Origin of the sequence: Mucilaginibacter sp. PAMB04168, assembly GCF_039634365.2 — a bacterium.
Lineage (GTDB): Bacteria > Bacteroidota > Bacteroidia > Sphingobacteriales > Sphingobacteriaceae > Mucilaginibacter.
On the sequence record NZ_CP155079.2, the window covers coordinates 954,394 to 971,971 of the forward strand.

A 17,578-nucleotide genomic window follows, 5' to 3' on the forward strand; every position below is an offset into this window, starting at 1 on the left:
AAACCGCCGAAATCCGAATCAAAAGAAGATGCCTTTACAGTTCAATCCGGTTAAGTTGTTTTCGGGCTCAGGTTCAACAGATCTTGCAGCTAAAATTGCCAAGGTTTACGGCCGCGAATTAGGTGATATGACCTTGTCGCGCTTTAGTGATGGCGAGTTTCAGCCATTCATTAACGAGTCGGTACGTGGATGTGATGTGTTTTTCATCCAGAGTACTAATCCGCCAACCGATAACCTGATGGAGCTGCTCATGATGATTGACTGCGCCCGCCGTGCGTCAGCCCATTATGTAACTGCTGTAATTCCATACTTCGGTTTGGCCCGTCAGGACCGTAAGGATAAGCCACGTGTGGCCATTGGTGCTAAACTGGTAGCTAACCTGCTTACGGCAGCTGGCGCAAACCGGGTAATGACCATGGATTTACATGCGGCCCAGATACAGGCTTTCTTTGACATACCGGTAGATCACCTTGATGCTTCAATCATATTTGTGCCCTATATTAAAAGTTTGGCTTTGCCTAACTTAACCATAGCCTCACCTGATATGGGCGGCTCATACCGGGCTCGTACCTTTGCCAAGTTTTTTAACGCCGAGGTGGTAATTTGCGATAAACGTCGTAAACGTGCCAACGAGATAGAAAGCATGACCATTATAGGTGATGTAACCGGACAGGACATTGTACTGATTGACGATATATGTGATACAGCCGGTACACTAGCTAAAGCAGCCGGTTTAATTATGGAGCGTGGCGCTAACAGTGTGCGTGCCGTATGTACGCACCCGGTATTATCGGGAAAAGCGTACGAAACTATCGAAAACTCGGCCCTAACAGAGCTGATTGTGACCGATACCATTCCTTTAAAACAGGAGTGCAGTAAAATAAAAGTATTATCAACTGCCGATCTTTTTGGTAAGGCCATTGCTAATGTAAATGAGCATGGTTCAATTAGTCAGTTGTTTAAGATAGATTGATAGTTGTTAGTTCATGGCAGGTAGCCCATGGTTATAAGCTAACAGATATATTATATAAGAACTATGGACCACGGGCTGCCAGCTCTGGTCTTTGTAGAACAAACAATTTAAAAACAAAAAAATGAAATCAATTGCTATTAGCGGTTCTCCAAGAGAGAACGTAGGGAAACGTGATGCTAAGGAACTGCGTTACCAGGGTTTAGTACCTGCTGTTTTATACGGTGGTGCTACTCAAACGCATTTTTCAGTATCCGCAGCTGATTTGAAACCGGTGATTTATACACCAGTTGTTCAATTCATCGACTTAGACGTTGCCGGTACTACCAGCCAAGCTATCATCAAAGACATGCAGTTTCATCCATTAACTGATGAGTTATTGCACGTTGACTTTTTGTTACTGGATGAAAGCAAACCGGTAACTATCGAAATTCCTATCCTTTTAACTGGTACTTCGCCAGGTGTTAAAATGGGTGGTAAACTAGTACAAAAATTACGTAAACTGCGTGTTAAAGCTTTACCTAAAGATCACTTAGATTCTATCGAAGTGAGCATTGAAGGTTTAGAAGTAGGTAAATCAGTACGTGTACGCGACATCAGCGTTCCTAACCTGACTATTACTAATACTCCGGAAGATACTATCTTATCTATCACTACTTCACGTGCCCTGCGTCAGGCAGAGCAAGAAGCAGCTAAAGGTAAATAAGCTGTTTAGTAGTTATCAAAGTAAGGAAAAGCCGCCTCACCCATAAAGGGAGGCGGCTTTTCTTTGCTATCCACTATTTAATTAACAACTTCATTTGTTTAACAGGGTTTGTTAGTTTTGCCACAACAAACGGTACTTGGGGTACTAATGAGAAGTGTTGTTCATGAAAACATGTGTATAATAGAAAGTATTTCTTACTGTCGTTCGGGATTAAAGTTAGGTTGGTTAACAAAGCAATAAAATGAAATACCTCATCGTAGGCCTGGGCAATATTGGTCCGGAATATAAAGATACCCGTCATAACATTGGCTTTATGATATTGGATGAACTGGCCAAGCAGGAGAGTGCCCAGTTTCATAACATGCGCCTGGCTTATTATACCGAGGTTAGCCACAAAGGCCGTATGCTGCATTTAATTAAACCAACCACCTTTATGAACTTAAGCGGCAAAGCGCTTAGTTATTGGATGCAGCAACTAAAAATACCGGTCGAAAATGTGTTGGTTTTGGTTGATGACCTGGCATTGCCATTAGGCACCCTGCGCCTTAAACCCAAAGGCAGTGCTGCCGGTCACAATGGATTAAAGCATATTGAACAAGTATTAGGCAATAATAACTATGCCCGTTTACGTTTTGGCATAAGCGATAATTACCCCAAAGGCCGCCAGGTTGACTATGTGCTAAGCGGCTTTGATGAGGATGAAAAACCGGAGCTTCCTGCCCTGATAGACCGCTCTATTGAAATGATAAAAAGCTTTGCCACTGCCGGTACTGAGCTTACCATGACCCGCTACAATAAATAGCAGAAAAGGTATCATCTGTTAAATTTTAGTTAAATGTTGTTAATTAAAAGTTGTATTTGCGTTAGCTGTATTATTTTGCGAAATAATTAGAATGTGCTGTAACGTTTTGTTATAAAACTGCATCTATTGTGATGTAGACTGTTTACAACAAAAAATTGCAGATCTGCAACCGACTATTCTTATCGCATTGATGAAAAAACTTTTACTGACCGCCGTATTTTCTTTCTGCCTTTTTGTTTTTGCAACCGCGCAAACTGCAACCGCACCAACTGCAACCATAAAAGGTTCAGTTATAGACTCTGTAAAAAAGGAACCGCTGAGTTATGTTACCGTAGCCTTGGTAGATATGAACAACCAGCCGGTTAAAAGCACCTTTACTAAGGATGACGGTACGTTTACCCTAACAGGTCTCGCCATAAAGCCCTATAAACTGGCACTGGTTTATGTAGGCTATAACGGCAAAACCATCAATATCAGCAACCCCGATAAGGCAAGCGATTTGGGCAAGTTGTTACTAAGCCCATCTACAAGCCAGTTAAAAGAAGTAACCATAACATCAGTTAAGCCATTAATGAAACGAGAGGTTGACCGCATAAGCTATGATGTACAGGCCGACCCGGAAAACAAAGTAATTACTGTGCTGGATATGATGCGCCGCGTTCCTTTGCTGTCGGTTGATGCGAGTGACAACATCAAGCTGCAAGGTAACACCAATTACAAGATACTGATAAATGGTAAGCCATCGGCGTTAATGGCCCGCAGTCCGGCTGATGTTTTAAAATCCATGCCGGCCAGTAACATTCAAAAGATTGAAGTGATTACCACGCCGCCGGCTAAGTACGATGCGGAAGGTTTGGCTGGTATTATCAACATCATTACCAAGAAAGATGTTGACCAAGGTTATAACGGCAGTATTAATGGCCGGTACAGTAACTTGTGGGGACCGGGCATCAACTTAAACTTAACAGTTAAGCAAGGCAAGTTTGGTATTGGCGGATACACTGGTTATAACAAGCGAAATAACTTAACTACGGGTTTTAGTAACCTGAACGACAACATTGGCCAGTCAACCTTAACCCAGCAGGGAACTAATAAAAACAGCGGCTACAGTGGTTATGGTAGTACTGAGTTAACTTACGAAGGCGATAGCTTAAACTTACTTACCGGCACATTTGAATGGTACAAGGGTAGTAACAACTCTGAACGTGGTTTGCTTTCAAATTTTGCAAGTACAACAGCAAGCCGGAACAATGCGTATCGTTCAATGAATATAGCTGATAATGGTTGGAATGGTTTTGGAGCGGGATTAAACTATCAGCTTGGCTTTAAGCGAAACAAAGAACAGTTGCTTACCGCATCTTACAAGTATAATTTACAAAAAAATACCCAGGCCAACGACGTTTTATTTACTGAACGGGTGAACTTTAGCAGTGATAATGCTCCAAATTACCGGCAGTATAATAACTCTGGCAACAAAGAACATACACTGCAATTAGACTATGTGCAGCCAGTCAAGAAACTGAACATTGAAGCCGGTGCCAAAGCTATATTTCGTAATAACTATAGCGAAGCCAATACTGAAAATCAAGTATCAGGTGGAGCATATATCATTGACCCTAATCAGATCAACAATTTCGACTATCAACAAAACGTATACAGTTTGTATAACTCGTACCAGTTAAAGTTTAATGACAAATGGGTAGCTAAAGGTGGCCTTCGTTTAGAACATACTACGGTTAATGCTAATGAGGATGTTGATCAGCGGTATTCAAATCTTATTCCATCCATTTCGCTACAGCGCAGCTTCAAAACCAGCAGTATCAACATTGGCTATACCGACCGTATACAGCGCCCGGGTATATGGCAATTGAACCCCTTTGTTAACCGTTCAAATATCAATTTCATAAACGTTGGTAATCCTGATCTGCGCCCTGTAGTTAATCACAGTGTGGAATTGACGTACAGCAACTTTAAAAAAGGGTCATTCAATTTCGGGGTTAATTATAAGTTTGCTAACAATACGGTGGAGAACATAACTGTATTTGACCCTGCAACAGGTGTAAGCGTAAGTAGCTTTCAAAATGCCGGCAATAACAAACGCTTGGGTTTTGATTTTAATGCCAATTATCCTTTCACTACTAAACTTAACTTTAACATCAATAGTCAGATAGTGCACGTATGGCTGAAAGGATATGTTAATAATACTTTGTTTAATACCAAAGGTTATCAGGGCCATGCTTTTGCAGGCTTAAGCTACAAGTTTGACAACGGATACAGACTGGGTGCTAACTTTGATTACGACAGCCGTTATGTAATGCTGCAAGGCCGTGACAATTATTGGTTAGGCTATGCTTTCAGTGCCTCTAAAGATTTGTTAGATAAAAAGGCTACTATATCATTTTACGCCAATACGCCTTTCCAGAAGTTCAGGACCATTGATAATACCATCCGTACGCCAACTTCATATCAGTTAACGCTAAATGATATGTATGCCCGTACGTTTAACATTAGCTTCAATTATAAATTTGGTAAGCTAAGCGGCGAGCTTAAAAAGAACCAGCGTGGTATTAATAACGACGACGTAAGCGGAGGCAGCAGAAATTAATAACTTTGCTGCATGAAAGTATATGGTATTACCAACTGCAACACGGTAAAGAAAGCGCTGGATTGGTTAAAGCAACATCAAATAGATTTTGAGTTTCATGATTTTAAGAAGCTGGGCGTTAGCACCGAAAAGCTGGATGAATGGAATCAACAAGCCGGTTATGATAAATTTTTAAACAAGCAGGGACTTACCTGGAAAGGCTTGGACTCCGAAACAAAAGATAGTGTAAAAGGCGCTGCAGAAGCCCTCCCTTTACTGCAGCAAAAAACCAGTATGATTAAGAGGCCGGTAATTGAGGATAATGGCTTTTTGTACTTTGGCTTCGATGAAAAAGTGTATGAAGATCACTTTCAGGCAAAATAAAATTTGGTAACAATCAGCTTACTAGATTACACGGTAAAGCAATTATTCCTATAATTGCTTTTTAAATTTAACTACAACTATTTTCTTAACGATGAGATACCATCTGATTGCCGGCTTTTCGCTGGCTTTTATGGCTATTACCGGTTTAAGCAAGGCACAGCAACAGCCAGCCGACCCTGCAGCACCGGTTAGCAAATACAGCTATTACGAGGCCTTTAACCCGTTGTTTTATAACAAAACTGGCAACGATTTCAGAGCTGCCAGCGGCGAGCCCGGAGCCCGTTACTGGCAAAATAAGGCCGATTACCAGTTAGCCGCCCGCCTAAACGACAAAACCAACGAAATTAGCGGAACAGAAATATTAACCTACACCAACAACAGCCCGCAGAAGTTGGGCTTTTTGTGGATGCAGTTGGATCAAAATCTGTTTAAGCAAGATTCACGCGGTAGCGCCATTATTCCTTTAAGCGGTAGCCGTAACGGAACACGTGGCGGTTTTAACGGCGGGTATAACATTAAATCGGTAAAAGTAAATGATGTGGATGCCAAGTATATAATTAGTGACACCCGCATGCAGATCTATTTACCTAAAGAGGTTACGCCTAACGGTGGCCAGGTAAAGGTAAAAATTGAATATTCATTCATCACACCCGATTATGGATCAGACCGTAACGGCGTGCAGCAAACCAAAAACGGTAAAATATTTAACGTAGCGCAGTGGTTTCCGCGCATGTGCGTGTTTGATGATGTGCAAGGATGGAACACCGTACCTTATACCGGTCCGGGCGAGTTTTACCTCGAGTATGGCGATTTTGACTTAGCTATTACTGCACCGGCTAACCACATTGTGTTAGCATCGGGCGAGTTGCAAAATCCGCAGGAGGTGTACACTCCTGAGCAGCAAAAGCGCTGGGCACAAGCTGCACAGAGTGATAAAACCGTGTTGATACGCACCGCTGAGGAGGTTACCAATGCGGCGTCCCGCCCAGCTGGTAAGCAGGAGTTAACCTGGCGATTCAAGATCAAGAATGCACGTGATGCTGCCTTCGGTTCATCAGCTTCATTTATTGTTGATGCTGCCAAAATTAACCTGCCAAGTGGTAAAAAATGTATATCTGTATCAGCCTACCCTGTTGAGAGCGATGGCAACGCTGCCTGGGGTCGTTCAACCGAGTACACTAAAAAATCAATCGAGTTTAACTCACAAAAATGGTTCGAGTACCCTTACCCGGTGGCATCAACGGTAGCCGGTAATGTAGGTGGAATGGAATACCCCGGTATTGTATTTTGTAGCTACCGTAGTCGTGGTGCTGGCCTGTGGGGCGTAAACGACCACGAATTTGGCCATACCTGGTTCCCAATGATTGTAGGATCTAATGAACGTTTATACGGCTGGATGGATGAAGGCTTCAATACCTTCATCAATACCCTATCAACCGATGCTTTTAACAACGGCGAGTACAAAGAACGCCCGGTAGATATGCACCGTGTTGGTATAGCCTACACCCGTCCCGAAGTTGAACCCGTAATGACAACGCCTGCCGGTTTAAAGGAACGTAACACAGGTTTATTATTATACAACAAACCTGGTATAGGTTTAACCATGTTACGCGAGCAGATCTTAGGTCCGGAACGTTTTGATTTTGCCTTTAGGACTTACATAGAGCGCTGGGCATTCAAACACCCAACCCCTGATGACTTTTTCCGTACAATGGAAAATGCAGGTGGCGAGAGTCTGCAATGGTTCTGGCGTGGCTGGTTCATCAACAACTGGCGTCTTGATGTGGCCGTGCGTGATGTGAAATACGTAGATAATGATGCCAGCAAAGGTGCTTTAATTACGTTGGATAATCTCGAAAAAATGGCTATGCCGGTTATACTGGAAATAAAACAAAAAGGCGGTAAGGTTGACCGTATTAAGCTGCCTGTTGAGATATGGGAACGTAACACCAGCTGGACGTTTAAATACCCGTCAACAGCCGAAATTGAAACGGTAACGTACGACCCCGATAAGGTACTGCCCGATTATAACGAGGCTAATAACGTTTTCAAAAAATAACGAAAAAGACCCGGCAATTTGGCCGGGTTTTTTTTATGCTTAACTTTAACGCTTCATAACCAAACCAAGCCGCTGCAATGCGGTTATTTATCATATAAACAGATACAGGCTACATGATGAAACTAAGATACTACCTGATACTTTGCATAAGCCTGATAAGCTTAACCGTAAAAGCACAACAAAACGCCGTACGTGGGCAGGTGATTGAAGCTGGCACCAACAACAGGCTGGCCGATGTGCTGGTGCGCAATACCAATAACAATCAGGTTGCTCTAACTACCGCAAACGGCACTTTTGATATTAGGGCTGTGTTGGGAAATATATTGATATTTTCATCACCCGGCTATGTATCAGATACCTTGTACCTGGCCGATATGCGTTATAAAAGCATTACCATGACCCCACTGGGTATTGCCTTGCGCGAGGTAAATGTACGCGGTCAGCGTTTTGATCCAAGGGCTGAATATCCACAGGTATATCAAAAAAGTAAAGTGTATGTTCTGTCGCCTACTACCTGGTTTGGTAAGGAAGCTAAGGATGCGCGCCGGTTAAAACGCTACTTTGAGCATGAGGAAAAAGAACGCCGTATCGACTCTGTATTTACAAAAGTATACGTAGGCAGCATTGTGCCGCTAAAGGGCCGCGACCTTGAGATATTTATGAATTTGTATAGGCCAACCTATGAGTTTGTGCGTAGCAACGCCGCCGAATCAATGGCTGTTTACATAAACGATTCGTACAAAAAATGGCTGGCATTACCACCCGAAAAACGCACCGTGCCCAAGTTAAGTGCGCAATAAAATGTTTGTGAGTTGAAGGTTTTTTGCCGCAACATCGTTTGTTGAAAAACATATCATGGACATTTGATATCCGGGATCTGTAACCTGCAACTAAAATACTTACCGAAATTACCTAACTTCGTTCATGCAGTCCATCGACTTTAACCTGTTTAGGTTTAACCTGTTCGATATTTTAGATGTTTTACTGGTTGCCTTTCTGATTTACCAGCTGTATAACCTTATACGAGGTACCATTGCAGCTAATATTTTTATTGGCTTTGCCATGATCTGCCTGCTCTACTTTGTGGTAAGGGCGTTAAATATGCGTTTGCTTACCGGTATACTGGGCAATTTCATGAACGTGGGCATTATTGCTGCCATTGTTGTTTTCCAGCAGGAAATAAGGCGGTTTTTGCTATTGGTAGGCCGTAACGCATCCCTGCAACGCAACCGGGCCTGGTGGAAGTATTTTTTGGGAAAATCTGACGTAGAGAAAGACAATTACAAGCGCATAAAACCTATTATTGATGCCTGCAAAAGTATGAAGCAAACCCGCACCGGGGCATTAATTGTGTTTGTAAAGGATTATGACGAGCAGATTTACCAAACCAGCTGCGAAATGATGGATGCCCGCATATCCAAGCGGCTCATTGAAAGCATTTTTCAAAAGAATGGCCCTTTGCACGATGGGGCCGTTATCATTTCGGGTAACAAAATTAAATCGGCAAGTTGTATTCTACCGCTTACTGATAATACGGATTTGCCTTCGCAATTTGGTTTGCGCCACCGCGCCGGTATAGGTGTTACGGAGGCTAATGAGGCCACAGCCATCATTGTATCAGAAGAAACCGGAGAGATATCCTACGCTAAGCAGGGCAGGGTAAAAATGAACATTAGTTTTGCCGAACTTGAGAAGCTGCTGAATAAAGACTTTTAGCATTTATTTTTCAATTATTGCGTTATAACGTACAGCGTTTCTAGAGTAGATAATCAAGTTACGAAGTAATTTCTTAAATTGATCTAATGCCCGTAATGTAACTGTTGCGACAATAGATTACCTTTGAAGTTACTTATCGTAATAATAAATAACACCAATATATAATGTCTTTACCCGAATTCAACGCGCAAGTGGCAGAGCTTGAAAAGCTAAGGCAGGAAGTTGCCCGTTTAAAAGAAGAAAAGGAGAGACTTGCACTCGAAACTGCGGTACACAAGGCAATTCTGGAAACGAATGCCGATACACTGTTGTCTGGTTTAGAACAATTTAAGCTTATTGCCGACAATGTGCCTGCACAAGTATGGACGGCCGATGCTGAAGGTAGCGTTGATTATTACAACAAACGTTATTTTGAATATAGCGGTCTAACCTCAGAAGAATCAATAGGATGGGGGTGGCAGCCTATGCTGCATCCGGATGATTTGCAACGTACTATTGAAAATTGGACCAGGTCGGTCAAAAAAGGCGCACCTTATGAAATTCAATATCGCTTCAAGCGAGCTTCTGATGGTGCTTTCCGCTGGCACCTTGGTAAGGCCATACCTCTAAAAGACAGTAATGGCAAGGTGATTAAATGGTTTGGTACCAACATGGATATCCATGAGCAAAAGGTGGCCGAAAAGCAAAAGGATGAGTTTTTGAGTATTGCCAGCCATGAATTAAAAACGCCGCTTACCTCTGTTAAGGCATTTTTGCAACTGGGCCAAAAAATGATTGCGCCTGATACAAAAGCTTACAGTTTTGTGAGTAAAGCCTCTTCTCAGCTCATCCGGTTAGAAAGCCTGATATCAGACCTTTTGGATGTATCTAAGATTAACGCTGGCAAAATGGTTTATAACCTGGAGCCATTTGAGTTTGGTGCCGCCTTGCGTGAAGCTGTAGAAAGCGTGCAGCAGGCTAACGAAAAGCACCAGATCATTATTGAGCATAATGATGACGTAGTATACGATGGTGATAGGCTGCGGATAGAACAGGTTATCAACAACTTTTTGGTAAATGCCATAAAATACTCGCCTGATGCTGACAAGATAGTTGTCCGTTCAGAAGTTCAGCAAAATAACATTGTTGTATCCGTGCAGGATTTCGGGATAGGTATAGCGGCTGAAAACCTCACCAGGCTTTTTGATCGTTATTACCGGGTAGATAATACTTCCATGCGCTTTCAAGGACTTGGATTAGGGCTATTTATTTCTTCAGAAATTATTAAACGGCATAATGGCAGTTTTTGGATTGAGAGTGAGCCGGGCAAAGGTTCAACCTTTTTCTTCCTGCTACCCATTAGTGGTAAGCATGAGCTGATTGATTTGGAGACAGATAACCAAACGTTTTACAAGGGCAACTTTATTGAAATGAAGTATGTGCCCGAACAGCAGTGGCTGGATGTAAACTGGCTGGGCTATCAAAACCTCGAGTCGGTGCAGAAAGGCTGCATGATTATGCTTGATCTGCTCCAAAAGAACAACTGCTCAAAAGTGTTGAATGACAATACCCATGTAGTAGGAAATTGGTCAGAAGCGGCAGACTGGGGCGGCGAATACTGGTTTCCGGCTATGCAGGATGCCGGCCTGAAGCATTTTGCCTGGATATACTCCCTCAGCACTTTCAGCCGCATGTCTGCCCATAAAAGCATTGATATCACTATGGGCAAAGTAACCGCACAATTTTTTACCGAAATTGAAGAAGCCAGGAGATGGCTAAGTGAGGCGGATTAAACAATATTGAGTTGCCATGCTAAAAAGGCTTCGGCATTGCGTAAATGATCTTTTATGGCTTGGCAACTTCCGTTTTAGTCGGGTTTGCGATGGTAATACGTTTTACCAGCATAGTGTAGCGTGTATTCGGATCGCCAAGCTTTGCTATTGGCATACTGTCACTACGCGCGGCACCACGGCCGGCTACAGGCATGGTGCTGTAAACAATACTGCCATAACGCTTATCTAACTTGGCAGCAATAACCGCATCAGATGGTGTTTCCCCAAGATATTTTAAAAGATCAGTTGCTTTAGGCTGTAACCCTCTCAGCGCTGCCACACTTGTGTCCGCTTCAGGCTTTAAGCCCTCACTGCTGCCAGTGTTAGGTAGGGTACGGTTAGATTGGGCTTTAACCGTAATTGCACAGGCAAAAACAAGCAGGCTTAACATCAATATCTTTTTCATAAAGCAGTTGGTTTAATGCAAGTTAAACAACAGGTTGTAACCGTACAAACTATTTAACATATTTAACAACTAATGGAGCTGATTGCTTGTGTGTTAAAAAAAAAGGCTGCCTATTTAGGCAGCCTTTTACAAGTAAATGCTTTTATTGGAGTTGCTTAATAGCCGCATCTACAGCTTTTGCCGAAGCCTCGTCGTTTAATTTTGTACGTTGTGCCTTGATGTTTTCCAGCAAGGTAATAAGCGTTGGTGCAACGCCATATTGTTTGTAACGTACGCCAACAGCTCTGATTTGCTCAATGCCTTCTTGTGCGTATTGTGAGCTTTGCAAGCGGCCAACATAAGCAGCATAGCTGCGCATTACAGTAAACTGACCTTGTGCTTCGGCTTCTTGAAACTTACGGTTTACATAAGGCCACTCGGCATCGGTACCATTGGCGGCATAAATGCCCAGAATGGTTTGGGCTAACTCGCCTTCGCTATCTTTCTCCAATGTTTTAGCGGTAGCTAAGCTGGCCGCCGGATCAATTTGGCCTAAGCCACTCAGTGCAGCAGCCTGTACCGCGTATGATTGGCTGCTTAGCGCTTGTTTAAACAAATTGCTGTTTCCGGAAGCTTTTAGGGATGCTAAAGCATTCAGCGCGGCAGCTTTAACCAGATTGTTTTTATCAGTTTGTGCTAAGGATATCAGTACCGGCTGCGCCGCATTGCGCAAATCATCATTGGTTAACTTCAGTGCTTTAATGGCTTTAATCTGGATGCCGTAGTATTTGTCTTTTAATGCGGCAATTAAAATTTTGCGTGCATCGGCATTTTCAGGAGCTTGCGCTTCGGCGTAAGCTACGGCCTCATAACGGTCAAGATAAAGCGGTGCGTTGTTGTATTGGTATACAAACTCGGCAGCGGTTTTATTATCTGTTTTACGAACCAGCAATGCTTTATCGCCATCAACGTTAACCAGCTCTGGCTTGGCGGCCAGTTTAAAGGTTAAGGTATCGGCCTTGTTACGCATCCATACCATGTGGCGCTCTTTTTTGCCGCCTACATAAATATCAACTGCCATGGGCAATACAAACGCGTTGCCGGTTTGGGTTTGCTGTAAGTAAACACTTTGCGTTTTAGTGGCCGCGTCCCAATTATAATTAATATTCAGGATAGGATGGCCCGAATTGTAATACCATTGGTTAAAGAACCAGTTCAGGTCTTTACCGCTGGCTTCCTCTAAAGCCAAGCGTAATTGTTGCGCCTCGCCGTTTTTAAGACCGTTGGTTTTCAGGTAAATGTTTAAGCCTTTGTAAAAAGCCTCGTTACCTAAGTAGTTACGGAGCATGTAAAGTATAGCGCCACCTTTTTGGTAGGTAACTACATCGAATACATCTTCTTTATCATTGTAGTGAAAACGTACTAGGTTTTTAGCAGCAGCATCGGCCGAACCAAGGTATTGTCTTCTGTCGCCGGCAATGTGGGCATCACCTTCGTCTTTGCCATATTTGTGTTCAGCCCAAAGGGTTTCGCTAAAATCGGCAAATGATTCGTTTACGGTTAAGTTGCTCCAGCTTTCGGCAGTTACGTAATCGCCAAACCACTGGTGAAACAGCTCATGCACTACGGTGCTTTCGCCCTGGCTGGTGTTGTAATAGCGGTCCAAAAACTGGCGTGGAGTACCTTGTACATACTCGCCATGCAGGGTTGCTGTAGTGTTTTCCATGGCACCGCTCACATAATCGCGCACCACAATTTGTGCGTACTTGTTCCATGGGTAATCCACACCTAAAGTTTTGGAGTAAAACTCCATTGCCTCCGGCGTGTAGCCAAATATTGTTTTCGCATACGGTGCATACTTGGGTTCCAGGTAATAATTCACCTCTTTACCGCGCCAGGTATCCTTGTAAATTTTAAAGTTACCCACGGCCATCATAAACAGGTAAGGCGAGTGCGGTAAGTCCATTTTCCAGTAATCGGTACGGGTACCGTTGCCGTTGTTTTTTTGCGACACCAGTTTGCCGTTGGAAAGCGTTACGTACTTTGATGGTACGGTCATGTAAATCTCCTCGGTAGTTTTCTGATTGGGCTTATCAATAGTAGGGAACCATGCCGATGAGCTTTCGGTTTCACCTTGTGTCCATACCTGAACAGGCTTGTTCTTTGAAGCGCTATCGGGGTTGATAAAGTACAAACCTTTAGCATCGCTGATTGCCGCGCTGCCTTGAGCTTTCAATTCGTCAGGCTTTGAGGTATAATCGATGTAAATGGTATAATTCTCACTGTTACGATAAACTTTATCGAGTTTAATGGCCAGCGAAAGGCTGTCGTAAGTAAACTTTAACGGCGTGTTTTTGCCCGCTTTTACTACGGCCACCGTTTTAATATCCATGCCTTTTGCATCCAGGCGCAGGCTGTCGGTAGGGTATTGGTGTGGCTTTAATGTAACCCATTCTTTGCCGTACAGGTAGCGTTTTTTGTAATCGAAACGAACATCGAGCTTGGTATGCACCAGGTCGTTAATTTTTTCGGTTGTAGCCCGGTAAATCTTAAAATTGGGGTTTTCGGGCGCAGGTGCTTGTTGCGCTGATGAAGATAGCGTAGCGGCACTTAGTAACAAAGTGCTTAACAAAGCTATGCGAGAATTTTTACTCATACTTATTGATGGTGTTTAAAGCACGAATTTATATTATTTTACTTATAAGATATAAACAAAAAATCCGGCCCATTTTGGAGCCGGATTTTTATTATCATTACTTAAGTATTTGCTTAGCAATACTGATCAAAAGCGTCCATCAGGTTATCGGCAATCATTTGTGCCGGGCGTCCTTCTATTTGGTGGCGTTCAATCATATGCACTAGTTTGCCGTCTTTAAACAAAGCCATAGCTGGCGATGATGGCGGATAAGGCAGCATGTAACGGCGAGCCTCATCAACAGCATCTTTTTCCATACCGGCAAATACAGTCACCAGTTTATCGGGGTGTTTGGTGTGTTGTGCAGCCATTTTAGCAGCAGGACGAGCCATGCCAGCGGCGCAACCGCAAACCGAGTTTACCATTACAAATACAGTGCCTTCGCTTTCCACTGCATTTTTAACTTCTTGCGCGTCCTTTAATTCTACAAAGCCGGCGTTAGTCAAATCAGCCCGCATAGGAGCCACTAAATATTCTGGATACATGGTTGTGTTTTAATTTATTAATTACAAAAATACCAAAACGGCTTTTAAAATTGCTAAACTGGTAAAATATTAACACTTAGCTGACGTTTACCCTGTAACATTTGGGTTGCGTGGCACCGTATAAAAGCGTGCAGCAAGCTTTTGTTGCCCCCCTGATTATAAAATAGAATTATTGCATGAACTTAAAACAAGCAGATTTAGGTAGAGAAAGTGTTGTTGGAGCGCGTCAGCTTCGTGGTCGTACATTGCAAATCAGAGCCGCTTATATAAACCGTTTAAAGGCCTTAACCGCCGTTGCCTTTTTATTGATTGTGGTATTGCTGGTAACGGTGTTTCAGCTAAACAAGCGCCATGACATACAGGCTGCTGAGAATAACCGGTTAAACGCACAAGTTGCACAACTGCAGGGCCAAATAAGTGATGAAGCAGCCAAAATGGAACTGGTTGCGGCCCAAAGCGACAGTACCAGCAGCAAAGCCTTAACCTATATTGAAGGCATACAAGCCAAGTTAGGTAAGATTAATACTTACCTGAATAAGCGTGGCCTGCATGGCATATCTTTTAAAGCGGCTAAAGCCGTTAAAAAAGCAGATAAAAAGAATGGTTATGTAGATTTGTATAAAAAGTATAACCGCTACCTGGATAAAATGGTTGATAACATAGCCATGATGCCTATGGGCTACCCTCGTGTAAGCGACTTTACTTCGTACTTTGGCTATCGCAGCAACCCTTTTAATTTTGGCCGCAATGAATTTCACCCGGGGCTTGATTTTAAAGGACGTATGGGCGAGCCGGTTAAAAGTACGGCCAGTGGAAAGGTTGTGTTTGCCGGTCGTGCTGGTGGTTACGGCAACTGCGTACGCATACGTCATACCGATGGTATTGAAACCTGGTACGGTCACCTATCGCGCATGTTAGTTAGAGAAGGACAAAAGGTTAATGTTGGTCAGCTGATTGGCAAAGTAGGTTCAACAGGCCGTTCAACTGGTCCCCACCTTCATTATGAAGTGCGTCGTAACGGCAAGGCAGTTAATCCTAAACAATATTTAAGCTTAAACGAATAAAATATAGCGGAGCGGGTTGCATTAGTAGCCTGCTCTTTCATTTCTGGAAGCCACTATTCACAATAGTCTTTCTTCGGTTACTCTTCTCAATGCTGCGGCATTCCTTGGTGTTTCTTTATGGCACTGTCGGCATTGGCCGATATAGTGAACTGCCTGATCTCGCCTTTTTCCCAGGTATTGGCCATTGGGTCAACTTTGGGCATGGGTATATCTTCGCGGCTTTTTCGCTTCTCGGCCATTGATACGTTGAAGCGTTTGTCTCGTGCGGCTACAAGTTCAGGCTTTAGCTGGCCATCTTTTGTAAAGCCCATCATAATCATGGGCGAGCCTACAGGTAAAGAGCGTTGCTGGTCGGTATGCCAGGTATGTATGGTTTTGCCGTAGGTTGATACCAGCTTTTCCATCAGTTCATGCTCTGCAAGTTCAGGCAAGCCCGGTGCAATTAATTCGCCCGATTTTACCTCGTAGTGGTGCGAGTGCCAGAGCTTCTTTTCTTCCGCATCTAAGGTTTTAAACAGCCGTTCAGATATTATATATTCAATGCCCATAATCTTGGCATCATCGCCATTGCCATCAAAAATTATGGCCTGGTGCATATCTTCATTGAGTTGAGATACATAATGATGCGCTTCCATCTGGGCTTTAGGGTTGCCATTGTAAAAGTGGAAACCATCCAGGTAAGCGTTAAACTTTTTCAAGGGCGACTTGCTTTGTATGAGATCGGCGCCGGCCTCCAGGGTCTTGCTCTTGGCGTCCTTTTCGGCACCTGGTGTGCCCACGTTTGAGGGTGTGTTGTTTCCGCCACATGCTGAAAGCAGAGCAACCATGAAAACCACAGAAAGTAAGTAAGCGTTTTTCATCATCAGATGTATGAAGTTTGATTTAAATAACTTCTATACCTCTAAAAATGTTTAACTATTAGTTAGATGGCGTAATGATGCCGAATTGCTTGTTACGGGCATCTATTACCAGAATATGGTTAATGAAAAGCTTATTACCTGTCATGCCGCCCATACCCATTTTCATCATCTGGTCAATCTGGCTGTTACTAACGCCGTCCATATAAGTAACCCTTTTAATCGGAAGCTTTTGGCTGGCTATTGTAATACTATCGCCGGTGGTATAAATGTTGGCTGTAAGCGTGCTGTTCCATGATTTTACCTGCTGTTGAACCGGTTTGGCATCAGCGGTAGCTAAAGCCAGGGCCGTGGCCTTGTTGGTTAAAAGCTCGTATGCGCTGGAGCCGGTATCAAAATAAAGCATTACGCGTTTTTTCTGAATTTCTACCGGCAGCAAAATACTATTGCTTACCAGCATAAACTTACTTAAAGTTAGTTTGGATTTTAACTGGTTGGGTATCTCGCTTGTTAGCCAAATCTTTTTGCCGGGATAATCAAAAACAATAGTTCTGTTCTCTATAAAATCTGTACCAATGGTACCTATAACATTTATACTGTTCTTGTTTTTCCAGTCTATAGTTTTACCACTATATTTTTTAAGTCCTATCTCTTTAGCCAGCATATTTTTACCCGCTATAGTAATTTGCTGATTAATCAGTTTTTGGGTAGAATCTTCTTTTGCAACACTGGCAGGGTACTTTGCTCTGATGGCGCTTATCTTTTCGGCGTAAAGAATGCTTTGAGGTACTCCGGTGTCAAACTGCATGTAAAACTGCTTGAGGCAATTGGGTAATTTAACTGGAATGAGTAGCGCTGCATGGGTTTCCAACTGGTTGTTTAAGGTATTGCTTTCCCATATAAAATCTGTTTTAAAATCATTAGCCGGTAAAACCAGTTGACTGGGGGTAGCCGGTGGCATCATTTGCGCCTGTGCAGATGAAATGTCTGCATAAGTAATGATTGTTAAAGCGGTAAAAAGTAGTTTGCGAAAGGTGAATAGTGCGTGTGTCATTTACAT

Annotated in this window: 15 protein-coding genes; 10 read left to right on the forward strand and 5 right to left on the reverse strand. The window is 43.0% G+C overall.

Annotated elements, in window-relative coordinates; genetic code table 11:
• The first annotated feature begins 28 nt into the window (after nt 1–28).
• The 9 genes from ABDD94_RS04130 to ABDD94_RS04170 all read left to right on the forward strand — a co-directional run bounded on the left by ABDD94_RS04130 (nt 29) and on the right by ABDD94_RS04170 (nt 10,993).
• Complete coding sequence (locus tag ABDD94_RS04130; protein ID WP_345948803.1) at nt 29–973, forward strand: ribose-phosphate pyrophosphokinase; 945 nt, start codon at nt 29–31, stop codon at nt 971–973.
• Nucleotides 974–1,094: 121 nt separating this feature from the next.
• Entirely contained in the window at nt 1,095–1,676 is a 582-nt protein-coding gene (locus ABDD94_RS04135; RefSeq protein WP_345948802.1) for a 50S ribosomal protein L25/general stress protein Ctc, read from the forward strand.
• Between the two features lie 241 nt (nt 1,677–1,917).
• Complete coding sequence (gene pth / locus ABDD94_RS04140) at nt 1,918–2,478, forward strand: aminoacyl-tRNA hydrolase (protein ID WP_345948801.1); 561 nt, start codon at nt 1,918–1,920, stop codon at nt 2,476–2,478.
• 190 nt (nt 2,479–2,668) lie between these two features.
• Nucleotides 2,669–5,083, forward strand: coding sequence for a TonB-dependent receptor family protein (locus tag ABDD94_RS04145; RefSeq protein ID WP_345954813.1), 2,415 nt, complete (start codon nt 2,669–2,671; stop codon nt 5,081–5,083).
• 12 nt (nt 5,084–5,095) lie between these two features.
• A complete protein-coding gene (locus ABDD94_RS04150; RefSeq protein WP_345948799.1) occupies nt 5,096–5,446 on the forward strand; it encodes a Spx/MgsR family RNA polymerase-binding regulatory protein in 351 nt (116 codons plus the stop codon).
• 91 nt (nt 5,447–5,537) lie between these two features.
• On the forward strand, nt 5,538–7,505 hold the full coding sequence (locus ABDD94_RS04155) for a M1 family metallopeptidase (protein WP_345954814.1): 1,968 nt from the start codon (nt 5,538–5,540) through the stop codon (nt 7,503–7,505).
• A 113-nt stretch (nt 7,506–7,618) separates the two neighbouring features.
• On the forward strand, nt 7,619–8,305 hold the full coding sequence (locus ABDD94_RS04160) for a hypothetical protein (RefSeq protein WP_345954815.1): 687 nt from the start codon (nt 7,619–7,621) through the stop codon (nt 8,303–8,305).
• A gap of 124 nt (nt 8,306–8,429) precedes the next feature.
• Entirely contained in the window at nt 8,430–9,221 is a 792-nt protein-coding gene (gene cdaA, locus ABDD94_RS04165; RefSeq protein ID WP_345948796.1) for a diadenylate cyclase CdaA, read from the forward strand.
• A gap of 164 nt (nt 9,222–9,385) precedes the next feature.
• The gene (locus ABDD94_RS04170) at nt 9,386–10,993 is read left to right on the forward strand and encodes a PAS domain-containing sensor histidine kinase (RefSeq protein WP_345954816.1); all 1,608 of its coding nucleotides are present in this window, start codon (nt 9,386–9,388) and stop codon (nt 10,991–10,993) included.
• A 52-nt stretch (nt 10,994–11,045) separates the two neighbouring features.
• On the opposite strand, the gene ABDD94_RS04175 is transcribed toward ABDD94_RS04170, so the two are convergent.
• From ABDD94_RS04175 to ABDD94_RS04185, 3 genes are all read right to left on the reverse strand, one after another.
• Nucleotides 11,046–11,438, reverse strand: coding sequence for a hypothetical protein (locus ABDD94_RS04175; protein WP_345954817.1), 393 nt, complete (start codon nt 11,436–11,438; stop codon nt 11,046–11,048).
• A gap of 142 nt (nt 11,439–11,580) precedes the next feature.
• Nucleotides 11,581–14,073, reverse strand: a complete 2,493-nt coding sequence (locus tag ABDD94_RS04180) for a M1 family metallopeptidase (RefSeq protein WP_345954818.1) — start codon at nt 14,071–14,073, stop codon at nt 11,581–11,583.
• A gap of 113 nt (nt 14,074–14,186) precedes the next feature.
• Nucleotides 14,187–14,597, reverse strand: coding sequence for a BrxA/BrxB family bacilliredoxin (locus ABDD94_RS04185; protein WP_345948792.1), 411 nt, complete (start codon nt 14,595–14,597; stop codon nt 14,187–14,189).
• 176 nt (nt 14,598–14,773) lie between these two features.
• On the opposite strand from ABDD94_RS04185, the gene ABDD94_RS04190 reads away from it, so the two are divergent.
• Entirely contained in the window at nt 14,774–15,661 is an 888-nt protein-coding gene (locus ABDD94_RS04190; protein ID WP_345954819.1) for a M23 family metallopeptidase, read from the forward strand.
• Between the two features lie 86 nt (nt 15,662–15,747).
• On the opposite strand, the gene ABDD94_RS04195 is transcribed toward ABDD94_RS04190, so the two are convergent.
• Nucleotides 15,748–16,524, reverse strand: coding sequence for an OBAP family protein (locus tag ABDD94_RS04195; RefSeq protein WP_345954820.1), 777 nt, complete (start codon nt 16,522–16,524; stop codon nt 15,748–15,750).
• A 55-nt stretch (nt 16,525–16,579) separates the two neighbouring features.
• Nucleotides 16,580–17,572, reverse strand: coding sequence for a hypothetical protein (locus ABDD94_RS04200; protein ID WP_345954821.1), 993 nt, complete (start codon nt 17,570–17,572; stop codon nt 16,580–16,582).
• Nucleotides 17,573–17,578: the final 6 nt, after the last annotated feature.

Coding starts and splice junctions, on each gene's coding strand:
- ABDD94_RS04130 (WP_345948803.1), top strand. CDS start 29: ATGCCTTTACAGTTCAATCCGGTTAAGTTGTTTTCGGGCTCAGGTTCA.
- ABDD94_RS04135 (WP_345948802.1), top strand. CDS start 1,095: ATGAAATCAATTGCTATTAGCGGTTCTCCAAGAGAGAACGTAGGGAAA.
- pth (WP_345948801.1), top strand. CDS start 1,918: ATGAAATACCTCATCGTAGGCCTGGGCAATATTGGTCCGGAATATAAA.
- ABDD94_RS04145 (WP_345954813.1), top strand. CDS start 2,669: ATGAAAAAACTTTTACTGACCGCCGTATTTTCTTTCTGCCTTTTTGTT.
- ABDD94_RS04150 (WP_345948799.1), top strand. CDS start 5,096: ATGAAAGTATATGGTATTACCAACTGCAACACGGTAAAGAAAGCGCTG.
- ABDD94_RS04155 (WP_345954814.1), top strand. CDS start 5,538: ATGAGATACCATCTGATTGCCGGCTTTTCGCTGGCTTTTATGGCTATT.
- ABDD94_RS04160 (WP_345954815.1), top strand. CDS start 7,619: ATGATGAAACTAAGATACTACCTGATACTTTGCATAAGCCTGATAAGC.
- cdaA (WP_345948796.1), top strand. CDS start 8,430: ATGCAGTCCATCGACTTTAACCTGTTTAGGTTTAACCTGTTCGATATT.
- ABDD94_RS04170 (WP_345954816.1), top strand. CDS start 9,386: ATGTCTTTACCCGAATTCAACGCGCAAGTGGCAGAGCTTGAAAAGCTA.
- ABDD94_RS04175 (WP_345954817.1), bottom strand. CDS start 11,438: ATGAAAAAGATATTGATGTTAAGCCTGCTTGTTTTTGCCTGTGCAATT.
- ABDD94_RS04180 (WP_345954818.1), bottom strand. CDS start 14,073: ATGAGTAAAAATTCTCGCATAGCTTTGTTAAGCACTTTGTTACTAAGT.
- ABDD94_RS04185 (WP_345948792.1), bottom strand. CDS start 14,597: ATGTATCCAGAATATTTAGTGGCTCCTATGCGGGCTGATTTGACTAAC.
- ABDD94_RS04190 (WP_345954819.1), top strand. CDS start 14,774: ATGAACTTAAAACAAGCAGATTTAGGTAGAGAAAGTGTTGTTGGAGCG.
- ABDD94_RS04195 (WP_345954820.1), bottom strand. CDS start 16,524: ATGATGAAAAACGCTTACTTACTTTCTGTGGTTTTCATGGTTGCTCTG.
- ABDD94_RS04200 (WP_345954821.1), bottom strand. CDS start 17,572: ATGACACACGCACTATTCACCTTTCGCAAACTACTTTTTACCGCTTTA.